Source organism: Rhodanobacter sp. OK091 (assembly GCF_900142825.1).
Taxonomy (GTDB): domain Bacteria; phylum Pseudomonadota; class Gammaproteobacteria; order Xanthomonadales; family Rhodanobacteraceae; genus Rhodanobacter.
This window is the reverse complement of the sequence record NZ_FRCH01000005.1, coordinates 1-19,253: the sequence shown is the minus strand read 5'-3', so window position 1 is coordinate 19,253 and position 19,253 is coordinate 1. Positions and strand designations below refer to the sequence as shown.

General features: G+C 63.9%; 18 protein-coding genes. 11 read left to right on the top strand and 7 right to left on the bottom strand.

What is annotated here, in order from left to right:
• Nucleotides 1–124: 124 nt before the first annotated feature.
• Nucleotides 125–448 (top strand): ferredoxin FdxA, encoded by a 324-nt coding sequence (gene fdxA, locus BUA26_RS17980; RefSeq protein ID WP_072762283.1) that lies wholly within the window; start codon nucleotides 125–127, stop codon nucleotides 446–448.
• 90 nt (nucleotides 449–538) lie between these two features.
• Here fdxA and gap read toward each other — a convergent pair whose 3' ends face one another.
• Entirely contained in the window at nucleotides 539–1,540 is a 1,002-nt protein-coding gene (gap, locus tag BUA26_RS17975) for a type I glyceraldehyde-3-phosphate dehydrogenase (protein WP_072762282.1), read from the bottom strand.
• 178 nt (nucleotides 1,541–1,718) lie between these two features.
• On the opposite strand from gap, the gene BUA26_RS17970 reads away from it, so the two are divergent.
• A complete protein-coding gene (locus BUA26_RS17970) occupies nucleotides 1,719–2,534 on the top strand; it encodes a S1/P1 nuclease (RefSeq protein WP_072762281.1) in 816 nt (271 codons plus the stop codon).
• Here BUA26_RS17970 and BUA26_RS17965 read toward each other — a convergent pair.
• Nucleotides 2,518–4,554, bottom strand: a complete 2,037-nt coding sequence (locus BUA26_RS17965) for a S9 family peptidase (RefSeq protein ID WP_083573079.1) — start codon at nucleotides 4,552–4,554, stop codon at nucleotides 2,518–2,520. The two genes, BUA26_RS17970 and BUA26_RS17965, sit on opposite strands and share 17 nt — an antisense overlap.
• A 205-nt stretch (nucleotides 4,555–4,759) precedes the next feature.
• Between BUA26_RS17965 and pyk the strand changes: the two genes are divergently transcribed.
• The 3 genes from pyk to BUA26_RS17950 all read left to right on the top strand — a co-directional run bounded on the left by pyk (nucleotide 4,760) and on the right by BUA26_RS17950 (nucleotide 7,922).
• Complete coding sequence (gene pyk, locus BUA26_RS17960) at nucleotides 4,760–6,229, top strand: pyruvate kinase (protein ID WP_072762279.1); 1,470 nt, start codon at nucleotides 4,760–4,762, stop codon at nucleotides 6,227–6,229.
• Between the two features lie 99 nt (nucleotides 6,230–6,328).
• A complete protein-coding gene (locus BUA26_RS17955; protein ID WP_072762278.1) occupies nucleotides 6,329–6,769 on the top strand; it encodes an energy transducer TonB in 441 nt (146 codons plus the stop codon).
• A gap of 148 nt (nucleotides 6,770–6,917) precedes the next feature.
• Entirely contained in the window at nucleotides 6,918–7,922 is a 1,005-nt protein-coding gene (locus BUA26_RS17950; RefSeq protein WP_072762277.1) for a class I fructose-bisphosphate aldolase, read from the top strand.
• 99 nt (nucleotides 7,923–8,021) lie between these two features.
• Here BUA26_RS17950 and BUA26_RS17945 read toward each other — a convergent pair whose 3' ends face one another.
• Both BUA26_RS17945 and BUA26_RS17940 read right to left on the bottom strand, forming a co-directional pair.
• Nucleotides 8,022–8,621: an outer membrane protein gene (locus BUA26_RS17945; RefSeq protein WP_072762276.1), complete on the bottom strand. Its 600-nt coding sequence runs from the start codon at nucleotides 8,619–8,621 to the stop codon at nucleotides 8,022–8,024.
• 210 nt (nucleotides 8,622–8,831) lie between these two features.
• On the bottom strand, nucleotides 8,832–9,497 hold the full coding sequence (locus BUA26_RS17940) for an outer membrane beta-barrel protein (RefSeq protein WP_072762275.1): 666 nt from the start codon (nucleotides 9,495–9,497) through the stop codon (nucleotides 8,832–8,834).
• Nucleotides 9,498–9,760: 263 nt separating this feature from the next.
• On the opposite strand from BUA26_RS17940, the gene tkt reads away from it, so the two are divergent.
• Nucleotides 9,761–11,770: a transketolase gene (gene tkt, locus BUA26_RS17935; protein ID WP_072762274.1), complete on the top strand. Its 2,010-nt coding sequence runs from the start codon at nucleotides 9,761–9,763 to the stop codon at nucleotides 11,768–11,770.
• Nucleotides 11,771–11,821: 51 nt separating this feature from the next.
• Here the strand turns inward: tkt and BUA26_RS17930 are convergent, their stop codons facing one another.
• Nucleotides 11,822–12,460, bottom strand: coding sequence for an HAD hydrolase-like protein (locus BUA26_RS17930; RefSeq protein ID WP_072762273.1), 639 nt, complete (start codon nucleotides 12,458–12,460; stop codon nucleotides 11,822–11,824).
• Nucleotides 12,460–13,641, bottom strand: a complete 1,182-nt coding sequence (locus BUA26_RS17925) for a phosphoglycerate kinase (RefSeq protein WP_072762411.1) — start codon at nucleotides 13,639–13,641, stop codon at nucleotides 12,460–12,462. Before BUA26_RS17925 ends, BUA26_RS17930 begins: the two co-directional genes overlap by 1 nt.
• Before the next feature lie 225 nt (nucleotides 13,642–13,866).
• Between BUA26_RS17925 and maiA the strand changes: the two genes are divergently transcribed.
• Entirely contained in the window at nucleotides 13,867–14,529 is a 663-nt protein-coding gene (gene maiA, locus BUA26_RS17920) for a maleylacetoacetate isomerase (protein ID WP_072762272.1), read from the top strand.
• 77 nt (nucleotides 14,530–14,606) lie between these two features.
• Here maiA and BUA26_RS17915 read toward each other — a convergent pair whose 3' ends face one another.
• A complete protein-coding gene (locus tag BUA26_RS17915; RefSeq protein ID WP_072762271.1) occupies nucleotides 14,607–15,719 on the bottom strand; it encodes a PilT/PilU family type 4a pilus ATPase in 1,113 nt (370 codons plus the stop codon).
• Nucleotides 15,720–15,800: 81 nt separating this feature from the next.
• Between BUA26_RS17915 and BUA26_RS17910 the strand changes: the two genes are divergently transcribed.
• The 4 genes from BUA26_RS17910 (at nucleotide 15,801) to BUA26_RS17895 (ending at nucleotide 19,203) form a co-directional block, all read left to right on the top strand.
• Nucleotides 15,801–16,379, top strand: coding sequence for a DUF4398 domain-containing protein (locus tag BUA26_RS17910; RefSeq protein ID WP_072762270.1), 579 nt, complete (start codon nucleotides 15,801–15,803; stop codon nucleotides 16,377–16,379).
• On the top strand, nucleotides 16,376–17,044 hold the full coding sequence (locus tag BUA26_RS17905; protein WP_072762269.1) for a hypothetical protein: 669 nt from the start codon (nucleotides 16,376–16,378) through the stop codon (nucleotides 17,042–17,044). Before BUA26_RS17910 ends, BUA26_RS17905 begins: the two co-directional genes overlap by 4 nt.
• Before the next feature lie 393 nt (nucleotides 17,045–17,437).
• Nucleotides 17,438–17,665: an HP1242/YdcH family protein gene (locus BUA26_RS17900; RefSeq protein ID WP_072762268.1), complete on the top strand. Its 228-nt coding sequence runs from the start codon at nucleotides 17,438–17,440 to the stop codon at nucleotides 17,663–17,665.
• A 167-nt stretch (nucleotides 17,666–17,832) separates the two neighbouring features.
• Nucleotides 17,833–19,203 carry a pyridoxal-phosphate dependent enzyme gene (locus BUA26_RS17895; RefSeq protein ID WP_072762267.1) on the top strand — a complete coding sequence of 457 codons (1,371 nt, stop codon included), beginning with the start codon at nucleotides 17,833–17,835 and terminating at the stop codon, nucleotides 19,201–19,203.
• Nucleotides 19,204–19,253 lie beyond the last annotated feature (50 nt).

Here is a 19,253-nt window from a genome sequence, read left to right as displayed (position 1 = left end):
AAAGGGAAGATGCGCGGCCATTCTGTCGCGATGGCACACGACCGGCACTGATCTGGATCATGACGAGGGCACCCGTCATCGCCGACACTGGGGCCACGTATCGGCTGGCGCCGGAGGAGGCGCGATGACGCACGTCGTCACCGACAACTGCATCAACTGCAAGCACACCGACTGCGTCGAGGTGTGCCCGGTAGACTGTTTCCACGCCGGGCCGAATTTCCTGGTTATCGATCCGGATGAATGCATCGACTGCACGCTCTGCGTGGAGGAATGTCCGGTCGGCGCGATCTTCCCCGAGCTCGATGTTCCGGCCGGGCAAGAGATCTTCCTGTCGATCAACGCGGAGCTGGCCAGAGAGTGGCCGGTGCTGACCAGCAAGATCGCCGCAATGGAGGATGCCGCCAGGTGGGACGGCGTGCCCGACAAACTGCCCTTGCTCAAGCGCTGAGCCAAACCACGCATGCGTCGCGGCATTGGCCGGCAACGCACAAAAAAGCCGGGCGGGCGCCCGGCTTTCCTGTCGCACGTCGAAAGCGTTTTACTTCGCCACGACCCGCACCATCTCCAGGCACTTGTTCGAATAACCCCATTCGTTGTCGTACCAGCTGACCAGCTTGACGAAGGTGTTGTCCAGCGCGATGCCGGCGTCGGCGTCGAAGATCGAGGTGCGTGCGTCACCGCGGAAGTCGGTGGCGACGACCTTGTCCGTGGTGTAGCCGAGGATGCCCTTCAGCGCGCCTTCGCTTTGCGCCTTCATTTCCGCGCAGATTTCCGCATAGGTCGCGGGCTTTTCCAGTTCCACGGTCAGGTCGACCACGGACACGTCCGAGGTCGGCACGCGGAAGCTCATGCCGGTGAGCTTCTTGTTGAGTTCGGGAATCACCACGCCGACGGCCTTGGCGGCGCCGGTGGAGGAGGGAATGATGTTTTCCAGGATGCCGCGGCCGCCGCGCCAGTCCTTGTTGCTCGGGCCATCGACGGTTTTCTGGGTGGCGGTGGCAGCATGCACGGTGGTCATCAGGCCGCGCTTGATGCCCCACTTGTCGTGCATCACCTTGGCGATGGGCGCCAGGCAGTTGGTGGTGCAGCTGGCGTTGGAGATGATCGCCTCGCCCTTGTACGTCTTGTCGTTGACGCCGTAGACGAACATCGGTGTGTCGTCTTTCGACGGCGCGGACAGAATGACCTTCTTCGCGCCCGCATCCAGATGCTTCTGCGCGGTGACCTTGTCCAGAAACAAGCCGGTGGATTCGATCACCACGTCGGCGTTCACTTCATTCCACTTCAGTGCGGCCGGGTCGCGCTCCTGGGTCAGGCGGATCTTCTTGCCGTTGACCACCAGGTGGCCGCCTTCCACTTTGACGTCGCCCTTGAAGCGGCCATGCACCGAATCGTAGCTGAGCATGTAGGCGAGATAGTCCGGCTCAAGCAGGTCGTTGATCGCCACGATTTCGATGTCATTGCCGAAGTTCTGCACGGCGGCGCGAAGTACGTTGCGACCGATGCGGCCGAAGCCGTTGATGCCGACCTTGATGGTCATGAGTGGGCGTCCTCCAGAAGGAATGAAAACGTGGCTGCGAACGGCAGCCGGAAAAGCCGCGATTTTACAGCCAATCGAGGCCGGCCGCTCGCTGCGCCGTGTCCGCCGTTGCCGCACCTGTCATAAAAACCCGAATCGGCTGTGGCAGACTGCCCCGATTGCCCAAAGGATCATCTGCATGAGCTCGACCCGTCGCGCCGCCACTGTCCTGCTTGCCTGCCTCCTGGCCGCACCGGTGCAGGCGTGGGGGCCGCTAGGTCACAGCGTGGTGGCCGAACTGGCGCAGCGTCATCTCAGTCCCGCGGCCGAGGCCGAGGTCGAGCGCCTGCTGGCATCGGAGCACACGCGTTCGCTGGCCGACATCGCCAACTGGGCCGATCAGATCCAGGACGACCCGGCGCAGGATGCCCTGTGGAAGCAGACCCGCGGTCAGCACTACATCAATTTTCGCGGCGGCAGCGACTGCGATTACGCGCCACCGCGCGACTGCCGCGACGGTCGCTGCGTGGTGTCGGCGCTGCAGTACTACGTGGGCGTGCTCGGCGATCGCAGCCAGTCGGACAGCGCACGCCGCGAGGCGCTGAAGTTCGTGGTGCATTTTGTCGGCGACGTCCACCAGCCGCTGCACGCCGGCTACCGCGACGACAAGGGCGGCAATACCTATCAAGTGCAGTTCGACGGCAAGGGCAGCAACCTGCACAAGGTGTGGGACTCGGGCATGTTGCGCACCCGCGGCCTCGAATGGCAGGCCTATGCGCAGCAGCTCGACTCGCCGGTTCCGGTGGCGATGCCGGCACCGGTGGCGCCGCTGGACAACCCTTACGCACAATGGGCCGAAGAGTCCTGCCGGATCACCGCCGAAGCCGGTTTCTATCCGGACGGCCACGACATCAACCCGGCTTATGTGCGCGCCGAGTTGCCGGTGGCCGAACAGCGCCTGCGCGAAGGCGGCCGCCGCCTGGCTGAAGTGCTGAATCTCACCTTGACCCAGTAAGTGGCTGACTGACGGTTCGCAGGTGCGAGCCTGTGCGGCGATCGCCGATATGGCGATCGAGGAAGTCGATCATCTTCTCGTAGGCCCCGATCCGGTGGGCCTCGACAAAGAAGCCATGCCCCTCGCCCGGTTCCACCAGTGTTTCGTACGCCTTGTGCTGGTTGTCCAATGCGGTGGTGAACTCGCGAAAATTCTTGAATGGCACGCGCTGATCTTTGCCGCCGTGGATCAACAGAAGATCGGCCTTGATACGGTCCACGCCCGCCAGGGGCGAATGCATCAGCAGGCTGGCGGGGTCGTCGCCCATGGTCTGGCGCATGAAGCTCACGCCGGCATTGGTGTCCTGGATGTCGCTCTTTTCCAGCTGCACGCGCATGTCGTAGACGCCGGCGTAGCCGATGGCGCAGCGGTAGAGGTCGGGCTCGCGCACCACCGCTTCCAGCGCGGCGTAGCCGCCGTAACTTGCGCCGTAGATGCACAGGCGCGCGGGATCGGCGTAACCCTGCTGGATCGACCAGCGCGTGGCATCGATCAGGTCGTCCTCCATCGCCAGTCCCCATTGCTTGTAGCCGCGACTGATGAAGCGTGATCCATAGCCGCCCGAGCCGCGGTAGTTCACCTGCAAAACCGCGTAGCCGTGACTGGCAAACATCTGTACTTCCGGATCGAACGCCCATGGATCGGAAACGCCGAACGGCCCGCCGTGGACGAGCACCACCAGGGGAAACGGTGCATGTCCCATCGGCAAGGTAATGAAGCCATGCAGGGCAAGTCCATCGCGCGCCTTCAGGGCGATGGGCTGCATCGGGCGCATCTGCAACGGATCGATGTGGAGTGACGTGCTGAGCAGGTGGTGTGCGCTGCGTGCATTCAGGTCGAGCAGGAAATAGTCGCCCGGATTGCGATCGCTTTGCTCATGGACGATGGCGCGCTTGCCGTTGGCACTGAAACTGGAGAGGTAGACCAGCCGCCCGGGGAACTGCTTTGCGAGATCGCGGTTGAGCTGGGCCTCAGTGCTGTTTGCGTCGATGTAATGAATATCCTGGCGGCCCTCCGCGGTGATCGCGGCGTAGTAGTCCTCGCCATCTGCGGTGGGTAGCAGGCGGATCGGATCGGCAACCTGTCCCTGGTAGACCAGGTTGCGTTCGCCGCTCGCCATGTCCATCAGTTCGATCGCGTCGGGTGCATCGCCCTGGCTGGTTTGCACGTAAAGCTTGCTGTTGTCGCGGTTGAATCCGATCGGCACGAGGTTGACACCTGACTTGGCAGGGTCGTTGACCAGAACCCACGGAGCGTCATTGTCGGGTCTTGTCCACAGCAGCGTGTCGAGGAAGTCGCGGCTGGCGGAGGCGACACGGACCTGGCCGTTGTGGTCGGCGACGAAGTCCGCGTCGTGCGCCGGTGAAACCCCGATGCGCCGGCTGCTTCCTGTGATCACATCGAGTGTTTCGATGCCGGTATCGGTGCCGTCACGGTCGCTGCTGAATGCGCGGGTTGCGATCAGCACACGGCCGCTGTCGGCCAGTTCGGTACTGATCACGGTCGCGGCCGCATCCCGTCGCTGCTTCTGACCAATGCCGGTCTCGGTGTTTGCGCGGGCGCGGAAGCCGAACAGGTTGGCCGGCCGACTGCCGTCCGCATTGATGGCGTACAACTCGCCGGTCGGTATCGGCGTGTCGAGGCCATCGAGTTGGATGGCCACCGTGCCGATCAGCCGGCTCTTGCCCACCCACAGGTAATGGCTGATGAGCTGGTAGGGGCCCGAGTTCAGGACGCGTAGCGGCTTGGCGGTACCGGCATCGAGAATCACCAGCTGGTTCTGATGCGGCTTGCCGGGTTTGGGCACCAAGGCCGCCAGATAGTTGCCGTCCGGCGACACCGTGACCTGGGTGAAATCAGGGTTGCGTGCGAAGTCGTCGATGCTGGGCCGCGGGCGCGCCTGCATGGTGTCCTGCGCCAAGACGCTTCCCGTGAAAACGGCCGTGGCGAGCAGCACGGTCAAACCGAATGTCCCTGACATGAGTGTCACAGCCCCCTGTATGCGATCCGTAGCATGGATTTCCGTGCGGCTTCAGGCAAGCAGGAGGGAGAGGGACCTATCCCGCGTAATGCCACTACCCAGATGGGCCGGTCGGGCGGATGCCGAGATGTCTGGACGCCCAGACATCCATTGCATACGTTTGCAGGGCTGGCGCAATGGCTCGCATCTGCTAGCCTCAGTGGTTATGACCGACACTCCCATACGCCGTACCAAGATCGTTGCCACCCTCGGCCCCGCCACCGACGCGCCTGGCATGCTCGAAAAATTGATCGCCGAAGGCGTCGACGTGGTTCGCTTGAATCTGTCGCACGGCCAGCCCGATGACCATCGGGCGCGAGCCAACGCCGTGCGCGCCGCATCGCTGGCTGCTGGCCGCGAGGTCGGCGTGCTGGCCGACTTGCAAGGTCCCAAGATACGCATCGAGACGTTCGCGAACGGACCGGTGGAGCTGGCCGACGGCGCTTTGTTCGTGCTGGATTGCCGTCCCGGTGCGCCTCCCGGCGATGTCTCCCGAGTCGGCGTCAGCTATTACGAATTGCCGCAGGACGTGCATGCCGGCGACGTGCTGTTGCTGGACGACGGCCTGGTCGCGCTGACCGTACTTGAAGTGGTCGGTGTCGAAGTGCGCTGCCGGGTACTGGTCGGCGGCAAGCTGTCCAATCGCAAGGGCCTCAACCGGCAAGGCGGCGGATTGTCGGTGACGGCACTGTCCGACAAGGACAAGGCCGACATCAAGCTGGCTGCCGAGATCGGTGCCGATTTCCTGGCAGTGTCGTTCGTGCGTTCGGCCGAAGATATGCATCAAGCCCGCCGCCTGCTGCACGAAGCCGGTGGCAAGGCGTCGCTGGTGGCGAAGATCGAGCGTGCCGATGCGATTCCGGTGCTGGGCGAGATCATCGACGCCTCCGACGTAGTGATGGTGGCGCGCGGCGATCTCGGCGTGGAGATCGGCGATGCCGAGTTGCCCGGGCTGCAGAAGAAGATCATCCGCGAATCGGTGCAGCGCAATCGCGCGGTGATCACCGCCACGCAGATGCTGCAGTCGATGGTGCGGTCGCCGATCCCGACCCGCGCCGAAGTGCTGGACGTGGCGAACGCGGTGATCGATGGCACCGACGCGGTGATGCTGTCGGAGGAAACCGCCGCCGGCGCGCATCCGGACAAGGCGGTGGCGGCGATGCGCCGAATCTGTCTCGGTGCCGAGCGTCAGTTCGAGCCGAAAGAAGACCTGACCACGGGTGGGCACATGCTGGATCGCACCGATCAGGCGATCGCGCTGGCGGCCATGCTGCTGGCCGGCGAGCTGGGCGTGCGCGCCATCGTCGCATTGACCGAGTCCGGCGCCACGGCGCAATGGCTGTCGCGCTATCGCACGGCGGTGCCGATCTACGCGCTGTCGCCGCTGGCCGACGCGCGTCGACGCATGCTGCTGTTGCGCGACGTGCAGCCGGTGGCGTTTTCGCACGAGGGCCTGAGTTCGGTGGCTACCACGCGTGCCGCGGTGCAGCAGCTGTTCGCGCAAGGCCGCCTCAGCGAAGGCGACCGCGTGGTGCTCACCCACGGCGACCATGTCGGCCAGGGCGGCGGCACCAACACCTTGAAGCTGCTCTCGGTCGGCGCCGACGGGATGGTCGAAAGTCTGCGCGATCTGTGATGCTGACGCGCGGCTGTCCACTGATCGCACGTTGACTGCCGCCGAACGAAAGGGCGGCTACACTTTGAACCAGCTTCCCTTCCGGCCCAGGAGATCGCCATGAAATCCATGTTTCGCCCGCTTCGCCAGGCCTTGTTGCTGGCATTGGCGCTGGTCTTCGTGGCGCCGGTGCTGGCGCAGTCACGCAAGGTCGACCAGAAGGATCTTTACCGCTACTGGATCCTGCTCAATACCCAAGTGCAGATGGATGCGCCCAACAGCGGGCTGAATCTGTACAACCCCGGTTGTGCGGCGGTGACGTATACGGTGGGGTCCGATGGGGTGCCGCTGGACGTGCGGGTGGTCAAGGTCGTGCCGAAAAGCGATCTGGGCCCGGCGGCGCTCAGCGCGGTATCCCATTTTCGTTACGGTCCGTCGTTGAGCAACCGCATCGGCGAGCCCGTCGCCACCTATTACGTGGTGCCTTTCAACGCACCGAAAGACCCGGCGCAACGCCAGCAGCTGATGGATGCGTGCAAGCTGCCTGGCTACGCGCCCTGAATCAGCGCTGATATATCGGCGCCCGCGGGCCGGCGCGTCCGGTCCGCCGATCTGGCCTATAATTGCCGTTTTGAACCATGCCGCTCCGGTTTCGAGGCGGCTTCAACCTTTGTGCCGGCGGACACCGCCTTCGCACCACGGAGTCGTCATGAGTATTGAAGATCTTGAAAGCATCGCCCTGGCGATGGTCGCGCCCGGCAAGGGCATCATCGCCATCGACGAGTCGACCAACACCATCAAGAAGCGCTTCGAGGCCGTCGGCATCGAGAACACCGAAGAGAACCGCCGCGCCTACCGCGAATTGCTGCTGACCACGCCGGGCCTGAACGAGCACATCTCCGGTGCGATCCTGTACGACGAAACGATCCGCCAGTCGACCAAGGACGGCGTGCCGTTCACCCAGCTGATGAAGAAGCTCGGCATCATCCCGGGCATCAAGGTCGACAAGGGTCCGCAGCCGCTGGCCGGCTTCCCGGGCGATGTGGTCACCGAGGGCCTGGATGGCTTGCGCGAGCGCCTGCAGGAGTACGCCAAGCTCGGCGCGCAGTTCGCCAAGTGGCGCGCGGTGATCAACATCTCCGAGGACAATCCCAGCTCCACCGCGATCGAGGCGAACTGCCACGTGCTGGCTCGCTATGCCGCGCTGTGCCAGGAAGCGGGTATCGTGCCGATGGTCGAGCCCGAAGTGATCATGGACGGCGACCACAGCATCGAAGTGAGCTACGAAGTGCACGAGGCCGTGCTGCGCAGCCTGTTCAATGCGCTGTACGAGCAGAACGTGATGCTGGAAGGCACCATCCTGAAGGTCAGCATGGTCATTCCGGGCAAGGATTCGGATGAGCAGGTCGATGTCGAGGAAGTCGCCGAAGCCACCGTGCGCGTGCTCAAGACCACCGTGCCGGCCTCGCTGCCGGGCATCGTGTTCCTGTCCGGCGGCCAGACCGACCTGCAGTCCACCGCGCATCTGAACGCGATGAACCAGATCGGCCCGCATCCGTGGCCGTTGTCGTTCTCCTACGGTCGCGCCATGCAGCAGGCGGCGCTGAAGCTGTGGGCGAAGGACATGAAGGCGAACTACGCCGATGCGCAGAAAACCGTGCACGCGCGGGCGCGTGACAACGGCTTGGCCGCGCTGGGGCAGTGGAACGGTTGATCAGCTAGCTTCGTCGCAGCTGTAGATGCGGCGGATCGGACAAAAAAAGGGCGCCTTGCGGCGCCCTTTTTCATGCGGCCTTGCGACCGGCAAGGTGGATCAGAAGCGGTATTCGGCGCTGGCCGAGACCATGTCGGTGCTCAGATCGACATTGTGCTTCTGCGCGTCGAAGTAGTCGTAGTTCAGACCGACGCTGAGGTTGCTGGTGATGTTGTAGCCCACGCCGGCGCCGGCATACCAGCTGTTGTCGCTCAAGCCCTTGCGGACCGGGTTGACGTCATTGCTCATGCCGTGGCCCGTCCAGCTGTAGAGGCCGGTGCGGCCGCTGATGTACCAGTTCGGGGTGAGATCGAAGTGGGCATTGGCACCGGCAGTCCAGCCATGCAGCTGCGACTTGCCCGGGGCGATGACCGGCTGGCTGTTGAAGACGTTCTTCGCGTGGATGTTGCCCAGGTCGTTGTAGCCCACCTCGGCGCCCAGCGAGAAGTTCGGTGCCAGCGACCAGCGGTAGCCGCCGTTGAGCGCATAGCCCGTGTCATGGCCGTCGTACGGGCCCTGGTTGATGGCGGTACGGCCGACGTTGCCGTTGATGAACCAGCCGCCGTTGTCGGTCGGCGCGCTCTGCGCAAACACGGCAGGAACGGCCAGCAGGCCGGCGGTGGTGAGGGCGAGGGCAAGCAGGGTCTTTTTCATTTTCATTAGAGATGCTCCAGTTGTCATGGCAGTCGGCCCAGAGGGGGAATGGCCGTTGCTGCAGGTGCGCTGCCCAAGTCGGGCGGCGGCACTCGAACCCTTAGATTGGGCAGTGGCAGAAAGATTCAATACCGATTAGTTCAGTATTAAGCCGAGGTTAATATCAGATGCAACGATGGCGCGGAGGCGAGCCCCCGCGCCATCGGTTGCCTATCTTCAGAAGCGGTATTCGGCCGTCAGCGATGCGGTATCGGTGGACAGGTCGACATGATCCTTCTTGGCGTGGAAGTAGTCGTAGGAGAGGCCCAGGCCAAAATGGTCGCTGAAGTCGTAGCCCACACCGGCGCCGGAGTAATAGCTGACCTTGTCGAGGTCATGGCGATTGATGCTTTGATTGTCGTAGCCGTGGCCCTTCCAGCCGTACACGCCAGCGCGGCCGCTGACGTACAGGCCCTGCCACACGTTGATCTTGCCGTTCACGCCGGCAGTCCAGCCACGCAAGGCGTTGCGCTGCGAAGTCAGGTTGACGTCGTTGCTGTTGAAGACGTTCTTCACCTTGAAGTTGCCCAGATCGTTGTAGCCGACATCGACGCCAAGCCCCAGATCCTGGCCTACTTTCCAGCGGTAGCCGCCGTTGATCGCATAGGTGGTCGGGTGATCGTTATACGGGCCCTTGTACAGATGCGCCTGGCCGACACTGCCGTCAATGAACCAGTTGCCGCTGCCGACCGGCTGGTTCGGCTGATAGTTGCCGCCGGCGGGCTGAGTGCTGCTGGCCGCCGCATCCGGCGTCGGGGACGCCGGTGCTGCGTCCTGCGCCAAGACGGGCAGGGCGAGCAGGCTGGTGGTGGCGAGTGCAAAGGCAAGCAAAGTCTTTTTCATGGGGATTCTCCTTCTTATAGACAACAAGCCATCAGGCACTTGGGGACGTGCGCGGATGGCTGCGCGCGGAAACCGCGCACCGGGCATTGAACGAATTCTTAGCTGAAGCTCGGCGGTATTCGGCCCGGAGAAATTAAGGATGAGTTAATTCGTGGCGCACTATGTGCGCGGAATGGGAACGTGCGGATACGGTGAGCGGGGGCGACAGCGCCGGGTCGGATCGGCGACAATCGGCGTTTTGCCAAGCCTTCGGAGATGTATCGATGACCACCCGCCGCGAACTTGCCAACGCCGTGCGCGCCCTTGCCATGGACGCCGTCGAGGCGGCCAAGTCCGGTCATCCGGGCATGCCGATGGGCATGGCCGATATCGCCGAAGTGCTGTGGAACGACTTCCTGCAGTTCAATCCGGGCAACCCGAAGTGGTTCAACCGCGACCGCTTCGTGCTCTCCAACGGCCACGGCTCGATGCTGCAGTACGCGCTGCTGCACCTGAGCGGGTTCGACCTGCCGATGGGTCAGCTCAAGCACTTCCGCCAGCTGCATTCGAAAACCGCCGGCCATCCGGAAGCCAGCGAAACCCCCGGCGTGGAAACCACCACCGGTCCGCTGGGCCAGGGTCTGGCCAATGCGGTCGGCTTCGCGCTGGCCGAGAAGGTGTTGGCAGCGCATTTCAACCGCGACGGCCACGATATCGTCGATCACCACACCTATGTGTTCCTCGGCGATGGCTGCCTGATGGAAGGTATCTCGCACGAAGTCGCCTCGCTGGCCGGGACCTGGCAGCTGGGCAAGCTGGTGGCGGTCTACGACGACAACGGCATCTCGATCGACGGCGAAGTACACGGCTGGTTCACCGACAACACACCGGCACGCTTCGAGGCGTATGGCTGGAATGTGATCCGCGGCGTAGACGGTCATGATGCCGAGGCGGTGAAGAAGGCGCTGGCCCTGGCGACGTCGCAGAACGACAAGCCCACGCTGATCTGCGCCAGGACCATCATCGGTTTCGGTGCGCCACACAAGCAGGGCAAGGAAGAAAGCCACGGCGCGCCGCTGGGCAAGGACGAGATCGCCGCCGCCCGTGCGCAACTGGGTTGGAACTACGCACCGTTCGAGATTCCGGCCGAGATTTACGCGGGTTGGGATCACAAGAAGACGGGTGCCGAACGCGAGCAGGTCTGGAACGACACGTTCGCGAAATACGCATCCGCGCATCCGGACCTGGCCGCCGAATTCAAGCGCCGCCTGGCCGGCGAGCTGCCGGCCGACTGGGCCGCGAAGTCCCAGGCGTATATCGCGAAACTGCAGGCGGAAGGTCCCGAGGTCGCCTCGCGCAAGGCTTCGCAGATGAGCCTGGATGCCTTCGGCCCGTTGTTGCCCGAACTGATCGGCGGCTCGGCCGACCTGGCCGGCTCCAACCTGACCAAGTGGAAGGGCAGCCTCGACGCCGCCAACGGCAACAGCGCGGACGGCAAGGGCAACTACGTCTACTACGGCGTGCGCGAGTTCGGCATGACCGCGATCGCCAATGGCCTCGCGCTGCACGGCGGCTTCATTCCGTACGACGCCACCTTCCTGGTGTTCTCCGATTACGCGCGCAACGCAGTGCGCATGAGCGCGCTGATCCCGGCGCACGCGATCCACGTCTACACCCACGATTCGATCGGCCTGGGCGAGGACGGCCCGACCCACCAGCCGGTCGAGCACATGGCCAGCCTGCGCTATATCCCGAACAACCAGCTGTGGCGTCCGTGCGATGCGGTGGAGTCGGCCGCATCGTGGAAGGCGGCGATCGAGCGCAAGGGTGCGCCCTCGTGCCTGATCTTCTCGCGGCAGAACCTGAAGCATCAGCAGCGCAGTGAGCAGCAAGTCGCCGACATCATGCGCGGCGGCTATGTGTTGTCCGATCCGCTGGACACGAAGTTCCAGGCGATCCTGATCGCCACCGGCTCGGAAGTGGAGCTGGCGATGGAGGCTTCACGGGCGCTGGCCCAGCAAGGCATCGCGGCACGCGTGGTGTCGATGCCTTGCACCGAGGTGTTCGATGCGCAGCCGCTGGAATATCGCGAAGGCGTGCTGCCGGGCTGGTGCCGCGCACGCGTGGCGGTGGAAGCGGCGACGGCCGACTTCTGGTGCAAGTACGTGGGCCTGGACGGCGAGGTGGTCGGCATGACCACGTTCGGTGCATCCGCGCCGGCGCCGCAGCTGTTCGAGCATTTCGGTTTCACCGTGGCGCACGTCATGGACGCCGTGAAGCGCGTCATCCGCTGATGACTTGATGACTGTTGTAGGAGCGACCTAGGCCGCTCCTACAACGCGGGGTCAGGCGAGCAGCAGCCGGGCCAATTCGTCCGGAGTCGCCGCGACCGCGCTGGCGCCTGCCTGCTCCAGCTCTTCGCGACTGCCGAAACCCCACAGCACGCCGAATCCGCGTACGTCGTTGGCGACCGCGCCGTCGATGTCGAAGTGGCGGTCGCCGATCATCACCGTATTCGCCGGGTTGGCACCGAAATCCGCCAATGCCTCGGCGATCATCGAGGCTTTCTCGCTGTGCGGGCTGTCGGGGTGCGGGCCGTACAGGCGCAGGAACGCTTCGCCGAACGGCAGGTGGGCGATGATGGGCGCGGCGTGCCGGTGCGGTTTGCTGGTCACCACGGCAAGCTGGTGGCCGGCGCCGAGCAATTGTTCGATCAGTACCTCGATGCCGGGGTAGATCTCATGCTCGCGCCAGCCGTGCGTGTTGAAACGCTCGTGGTAGTACTCCACGGCCGCCTCGATCCGCTCCGCATCGTGATCCAGCAGCGGCGCGAAGCTGTGCCGCAGTGGCGGGCCGATCCAGCCGCGGAGTTCCTCGTGCGCCGGCGCGGGCACATCCAGCCGCGCCAGCGCATGTTTCACGCAGGCGGTAATGCCGTGTTCGGAATCGATCAAGGTGCCGTCGAGGTCGAACAGGCAAAGCATTACTTCGCTGCCCGCGCCTTCAACGCGGTGACAGCCGGCAGTTCCTTGCCTTCGAGGAATTCGAGGAAAGCACCGCCGCCGGTGGAGATGTACGACACCTGGTCGGCGATGCCGTACTTCTCGACGGCGGCCAAGGTGTCGCCGCCACCGGCGATCGAGAAGGCGTTCGACGCGGCGATCGCCCGGGCCAGCGTTTCGGTGCCCTTGCCGAATGCGTCGAACTCGAACACGCCGACCGGACCGTTCCATACCACCGTACCGGCTTTCGCGATCAGTTCGGCGTAGCGCTTGGCAGTCTCCGGCCCGATGTCGAGAATCATCTCGCTGTCGCCGACCTGGTCGACCGGTTTCACCGTGGCAGGTGCCTGGGCGGAGAACGACGGCGCAACCACCACGTCGACCGGCATCGGCACTTCGGCGCCACGGCGTTTGGCGGCGGCCAGCACCTTTTTCGCGGCATCGATCAGGGCCGGCTCGTACAGCGAGTTGCCGACCGAATAACCCATCGCGGCGATGAAGGTGTTGGCGATACCGCCGCCGACGATCAGCTGATCGACTTTGCCGATCAGGTTGTCCAGCAAGGTCAGCTTGGTCGAGACCTTGGAGCCGGCAACGATCGCCAGCAGCGGATGCGCCGGATGCTCCAGTGCCTTGCCCAGCGCGTCCAGCTCGGCGCACAGCAGCGGACCGGCCGCGGCGATCGGGGCGAATTTGATGACGCCGTGAGTGGATGCCTGTGCGCGGTGCGCGGTACCGAATGCGTCCATCACGAAGATGTCGCACAGCGCGGCATAGCGCTTCGCCAGCGTCTCGTCGTCCTTGCCCTCGCCGACGTTCATGCGGCAATTTTCCAGCAACACCACTTCACCGGCAGCGACGTCGACACCGTCGAGATAATCGGCCACCAGTCGCACCGGCGTGCCGAGCTGCTCGCGCAGCCATGCGGCGACCGGCGCCAGCGAGGACTCGGCGTCGAACTGGCCCTCCTTCGGCCGGCCCAGGTGCGACAGCACCAGCACATGCGCACCCGCATCGCGGGCAGCCTTGATCGTTGGCAGCGCGGCGTCGAGGCGCTGGGTCGAGGTGATCTGGCCGTGGTCGTCTATCGGCACGTTCAGGTCTTCGCGGATCAACACGCGCTGATCGCGCAAATCGAGGTCACTCATGCGGATGACTGACACGGCGGAACTCCAGTAGTGGATCGGGTTCTTGTGGATCGGGCTCGCCCTGAGCGGGCGGCAGCCGCCTATTGTCCGCAGCGTTGCCTGTCGATGCAAACGCCGGCCGATCATACGGGCCGGCCTCATGCGGGGTGTGCGAAGCGGCATTGCAGCTGGCCATGTGTCGAGGCCACACTGAGACTAGACTGCGGCTACCCGCAGCGTTACTCATCCAGGGGATGGTTCATGGCTACCGATCTGGTGCTTTACAGCTACTGGCGCTCCAGCGCTGCCTATCGCGTGCGCATCGCGCTGAATCTGAAGGGCCTGAGTTACGAGACGCGACCGGTGCACCTGCTGCGCGATGGCGGCGAACAACATGCGGAGGGCTACCGCATGATCAATCCGCAGGAGCTGATCCCCTGCCTGCTCGATGGCGATCGGGTGATCACCCAGTCTCTGGCGATCATGGAATATCTCGACGAGATGTATCCCGAGCCGGAGACGGCACTGTTGCCGGTCGATGCGCGCAGCCGTGCGCAGGTGCGTGCGCTGGCCATGGCGGTGACCTGCGACATCCATCCCCTGGGCAATCTGCGTGTGCTGCAGCAGCTCGAAGCGCAGTTCGGTGCCGGCGAGGAACAGCGCGCCACGTGGTCGCGGCATTGGATCGCCACCGGTTTCAAGGCGATGGAAGCGATGCTGACCGACAACGCGGCGACCGGCCGCTACTGCCATGGCGAGACGCCGGGCATGGCCGACGCCTGCCTGGTGCCACAGGTCTACAACGCATTGCGCTGGAAACTGCCGATGGAGAATTACCCGACGTTGTGGCGGATCTATCAGGCATGCAACGAGCTGGACGCGTTCCGGCTGGCAGCGCCGGAAGGGCAGCCGGATGCACCTTGAAGCTAGAAACGAGTGAAGAGGAGTGAGAAACGAGAGTGGCTTGCATCACTCTTTTCTCAGTTCTGACCACTCGTTTCTCAGAAGCCCATGCCGTACGGGTCGTTGCCGATCAGTTCCGGGTCGTTGCTGCCGCCTTCGGCCAGCCGGATCTTCAGCGCCAGGCCGTCGCGTGAATCAGACTTGGCGAGTGCTTCTTCCAGTTCCACGCGACCTTCCTTGTAGAGGCGGTACAGCGACTGGTCGAACGTCTGCATGCCTTCCTGCAGGCTGCGGTCCATCGCTTCCTTGATCTCGTGGATCTGGCCGCGGCGGATCATGTCGCGGATCAGCGGCGTATTGAGCAGCACTTCCGCAGCCGGAATGCGCCGGCCGTCCTTGCCCACCACCAGACGCTGGCTGATCACCGCGCGCAGATTCAGTGCGAGGTTCATCAGCACGTTCTTGTGCGCCGACTCGGGGAAGAAGTTGAGAATGCGCTCCAGCGTCTGGTCGGAGTTGTTCGAGTGCAGCGTGGCCAGGCACAGGTGGCCGGTCTCAGAGAATGCGATCGCCGCCTCCATCGTGTCGGTATCGCGGATCTCGCCGATCATGATCACGTCCGGCGCCTCGCGCATCGCGTTCTTCAGCGCCTCGTGGTAGCTGTGCGTGTCCAGCCCCACCTCGCGCTGGTTGACGATCGACTTCTTGTGTCGGTGCAGGTATTCGATCGGGTCTTCGATGGTGAGGATGTGGCCCGGTGTGTTCGAGTTGCGCTGGTCGATCATCGCCGCCAGCGTGGTGGATTTTCCCGAACCGGTGGCGCCGACCACCAGGATCAGCCCGCGCGGTTCCATGATCAGGTCACGGAAGATGCCGGGCAACTGCAGCTGGTCGATGCTGGGGATCTCGCTCTTGATCGCGCGGATCACCATGCCCACTTCGCCACGCTGCTTGAACACGTTGATGCGGAAACGGCCGGCTTCCTTCACCGCCAGCGCCATGTTCAGTTCGAGGTTGCGCTCGAACTGCGGCACCTGGCCCTCGTCCATCAGCGAATAGGCGATCTTCTTGACCATGCCGCCGGGCAGGCCGGTGTTGCCCAGTGGATACAGCTTGCCCTCGACCTTGATGTTCACCGGGGCGCCCGTCGTCAGGAACATGTCCGACGCGCCCTTGTCTACCATAAGCTTGAGGAAGTAACCGATATCCACGTAAGACCCCTGTTTCTATGCGCGTTGCAATGATGGATTATGCCTGTCCACAATACGCCGCGACACACCATGAGGAATGTGATGTACATCTTTCCACCGCCGGCCGGATCCCTTGGCCGCATCCGTACGGCAACGGCTGTTCTGGCACTGACACTGGCGCTGGCCGGCTGCGCCAGCGTGCCGCCGCCCGATGATTCGATGAATCGGGCACAGACGCAATTGCAGGGAGCGCGCGATGCCGGAGCCGCGGACTACGCGCCGGTCGACCTGGGTTTCGCGCAGGACAAGTTCCAGCAGGCGCAGGCGGCCATGGCCCAGCGCAAGTATGCCGACGCGGCCAATCTGGCCGAGGAATCGCGTGCCGATGCCGAACTGGCCCGGGCCAAGGCCCGACTGGGCGCGGCACGGGCGCAGATCCAGAGCAAGGTGCAGGAAAACACCCGCTTGCGCAGTCAGGGCGAGCAGGCTGCCGCCGAACAGCAGCAACAGCAACAGGCACCTCCGGCGCCGGCATCTTCCGGTGCGGTACCCACCCAGGACATGCCGGCACCGCCCTCGTCCGAGTTGTCCACGCCGCCATCCGGCGCGGGTTTCCAGACCCTGCCTGACAACGGCCAGCAACCCGCCTCCAGTTCCAGCACTCAGGAGGTGCAGCCATGAAGCGGCTCGGCATCATTTTCGCCTCGATGACACTGGCCCTGGTCGCGGTGGGCTCCGCGCATGCCCGCCAGGACGATATCGACATCAGTCGGCTGAACAGCAGTCTCGACCAGCTCGCCAACGACCCCAGCCTGGGCGGCTACGCCCAGGCTGAACAGGCGCGTGCGCGCGATGCGATCAACCGTCTGGCGCAGGCGAGTTCGCACGAGCGGGCGCATGACTTGTATCTGGCCGAACGTCGCGTGGATCTGGCCAAGGCCGCCGCGCAGTTTCAGGACGCCCAGATCAAGCTGACCCAGCTGGATCGCGAACACGATCAGATCCTGCTCGACAACAGCCGGCGCGATGCGGAAATGGCGCGTCGCGAGCTGGAGCGTCAGCGCCTGCAGTACCAGTTGGCGCAGGAAGAGGCGGCCCGACTGCAGCAGCAGGGGCAGGAATACTCGCAGGCGGCCGATCAGGCGCGGGCGGAAGCCGAGCAGGCGAAGAAGCTGGCGGCGGCACAGAGCAAGGTGGCCAACGCTGCTCGCCGCGAAGCGGCACTGGCGGCGCAGGCAGCCAAGGCGATGCGATCGCAGATGCAGGACGGCGGCGCGGTCGAGGCGGCTCCGGCGCCGAAGAAGAAGCCCGCCAAAAAGCATACGGACCACGCGGACCAGCCCTGACCAAACGTCCCTGATCCAGCATTGACAAGTCGGCTGCAGGCCGCCGTCCGACACCGGTCGGCGGCTGCCGGGACACCTGCTGAGCGGCTCGTCGGAGCTTCAGTTACGTAAATGTAAAATGCTGTTTTGACAGGTTTTTCGTCGACATTCTGTTGATTTCCCGTGAGGCCGACAACAGGGTTGCACCACCTGGATCGGGAGAGTAGGGTCAAAGTCCCACGAGGCACCCCGGCCTCGTGGGTCACAGACCTGAACCATGCGCCTATCCCACGTTCAATACTTCACCTGCGTACCGATATTTTCGGCGTGGGTCGTGGATGTGTGCATCGTTCAACTGTCTGCGGATGCGCACTGTCGCGGCATCCGCAAGTCCACTCGCGAGGAGGTCGGATCATGTTTGAAAACCAACAGCGTGATGATGTCGAGGCATTGATGAAGGCCGATGCCGAATTTCGTCGGCTTTATCAGCATCACAAACAACTCGACAGCAAGGTGCACGACGCCGATATCGGCGTGTTACCCATCGACGATGTCACTCTCGCCAGCATGAAGAAGGAAAAACTGCTGGCCAAGGCTCGACTCGAGCGCATGTGGGAGAGTCGCGCGCACCTCATCCACTGAGCCTGCGATTTCACGCGAAGCGCGGCCCCGGACTCTTCCTGCTCTATCGGAAGGGACGCCGGGGCCGCGGCGTTTCCGGCGTCCGGCCGGGCGGCTCGGTTATCATGGCGGTCTTGCCGAATCGACACGCTCCCTGCGTGACCGGCGTTCCCTGTGACGGAGCCACCATGACGGTGCACCAGAGTGTTCTCGAACTGATCGGACGTACCCCGATGGTGCGCGCACAGCGCCTGGATACCGGGACGTGCGAACTGTTCCTCAAGCTCGAGAGCGCCAACCCCGGTGGTTCGATCAAGGATCGCATCGGTCTGTCGATGATCGAAGGTGCCGAAAAGGATGGTCGGATTCGGCCCGGCGATATCCTGGTCGAGGGCACCGCCGGCAATACCGGCCTGGGTTTGGCGCTGGTCGCGCAGCAGAAAGGTTACCGCCTGATCCTGGTGGTGCCGGACAAGATGAGCCGCGAGAAAATCTTCAACCTCAAGGCCATGGGCGCCGAGGTCGTGCTGACCCGCTCGGACGTGGCCAAGGGTCATGCCGAGTATTACCAGGACATGGCCGAACGCATCGCACGCGAAACGCCGGGCGCGTACTTCATCAACCAATTCGGCAACCCGGACAATCCGGCGGCGCACATCCAGACCACCGGCCCGGAAATTCTCGAGCAGATGGACGGCAGGGTCGATGCGGTGGTGCTCGGCTGCGGTTCGTCCGGCACGCTCAGCGGCCTGTCCAAATTTTTCGCCGTGCATTCGCCGCAGACGGAACTCGTGCTGGCCGATCCGGTGGGTTCCATCCTGGCCCAATACATCAACGAGGGCACGCTGTCGACCAAGTCCGCCAGCTGGATGGTCGAGGGCATCGGCGAGGATTTCCTGCCCAGCATCAGCGACTTCACCCGGGTCAAGAAGGCGTATGCGATCCCCGACAAGGAGAGCTTCCTGACCGCGCGCGAGCTGCTGGGCAAGGAAGGCATACTGGGCGGTTCGTCGACCGGCACGCTGGTAGCGGCGGCGTTGAAATACTGCCGCGAACAGAGCGCGCCCAAGCGGGTGGTGACCCTGGTCTGCGACACCGGCAACAAGTATCTGTCGAAGATGTATAACGACTACTGGATGCTGGACAACGGTTTCCTCGAACGCGAACAGCACGGCGACCTGCGCGACTTGTTGCTGCGTCCGTTCGCCCAGCGCGACACCGTGGTGATCGGCCCCAACGAACTGCTGATCACCGCCTATACCCGCATGAAGTTGTACGACGTGTCGCAGCTGCCGGTGATGGACGGCCACAAGCTGGTCGGCATCGTCGACGAGTCGGACGTGCTGATGCACGTGCATGTCGACGAGACGCGTTTCCGCGACCCGGTTTCCACCGCCATGATGACCAGCCTGCAGAAACTCCAGGTCAGCGAAACGATCGAGGCCTTGCTGCCGGTGTTCGAGCGTGGCCACGTGGCGATCGTGGTGGACGGCGAGCAGTTCCTCGGCCTGATCACCCGGATCGACCTGCTGAACTATCTGCGCCGCAAGGTGAACTAAGCGGAGGGCCCGGCGGCGTGGCCCGCCGGTTCACGCCACGAAAGTTTGCC

Bases quoted from the DNA above. Each gene is read 5' to 3' on its own strand.
- BUA26_RS17900 (WP_072762268.1), top strand. From the start codon at position 17,438: ATGTTTGAAAACCAACAGCGTGATGATGTCGAGGCATTGATGAAGGCC.
- gap (WP_072762282.1), bottom strand. From the start codon at position 1,540: ATGACCATCAAGGTCGGCATCAACGGCTTCGGCCGCATCGGTCGCAAC.
- BUA26_RS17895 (WP_072762267.1), top strand. From the start codon at position 17,833: ATGACGGTGCACCAGAGTGTTCTCGAACTGATCGGACGTACCCCGATG.
- BUA26_RS17910 (WP_072762270.1), top strand. From the start codon at position 15,801: ATGTACATCTTTCCACCGCCGGCCGGATCCCTTGGCCGCATCCGTACG.
- BUA26_RS17945 (WP_072762276.1), bottom strand. From the start codon at position 8,621: ATGAAAATGAAAAAGACCCTGCTTGCCCTCGCCCTCACCACCGCCGGC.
- BUA26_RS17970 (WP_072762281.1), top strand. From the start codon at position 1,719: ATGAGCTCGACCCGTCGCGCCGCCACTGTCCTGCTTGCCTGCCTCCTG.
- BUA26_RS17950 (WP_072762277.1), top strand. From the start codon at position 6,918: ATGAGTATTGAAGATCTTGAAAGCATCGCCCTGGCGATGGTCGCGCCC.
- BUA26_RS17965 (WP_083573079.1), bottom strand. From the start codon at position 4,554: ATGTCAGGGACATTCGGTTTGACCGTGCTGCTCGCCACGGCCGTTTTC.
- tkt (WP_072762274.1), top strand. From the start codon at position 9,761: ATGACCACCCGCCGCGAACTTGCCAACGCCGTGCGCGCCCTTGCCATG.
- fdxA (WP_072762283.1), top strand. From the start codon at position 125: ATGACGCACGTCGTCACCGACAACTGCATCAACTGCAAGCACACCGAC.
- BUA26_RS17940 (WP_072762275.1), bottom strand. From the start codon at position 9,497: ATGAAAAAGACTTTGCTTGCCTTTGCACTCGCCACCACCAGCCTGCTC.
- BUA26_RS17955 (WP_072762278.1), top strand. From the start codon at position 6,329: ATGAAATCCATGTTTCGCCCGCTTCGCCAGGCCTTGTTGCTGGCATTG.
- BUA26_RS17930 (WP_072762273.1), bottom strand. From the start codon at position 12,460: ATGCTTTGCCTGTTCGACCTCGACGGCACCTTGATCGATTCCGAACAC.
- maiA (WP_072762272.1), top strand. From the start codon at position 13,867: ATGGCTACCGATCTGGTGCTTTACAGCTACTGGCGCTCCAGCGCTGCC.
- BUA26_RS17905 (WP_072762269.1), top strand. From the start codon at position 16,376: ATGAAGCGGCTCGGCATCATTTTCGCCTCGATGACACTGGCCCTGGTC.
- pyk (WP_072762279.1), top strand. From the start codon at position 4,760: ATGACCGACACTCCCATACGCCGTACCAAGATCGTTGCCACCCTCGGC.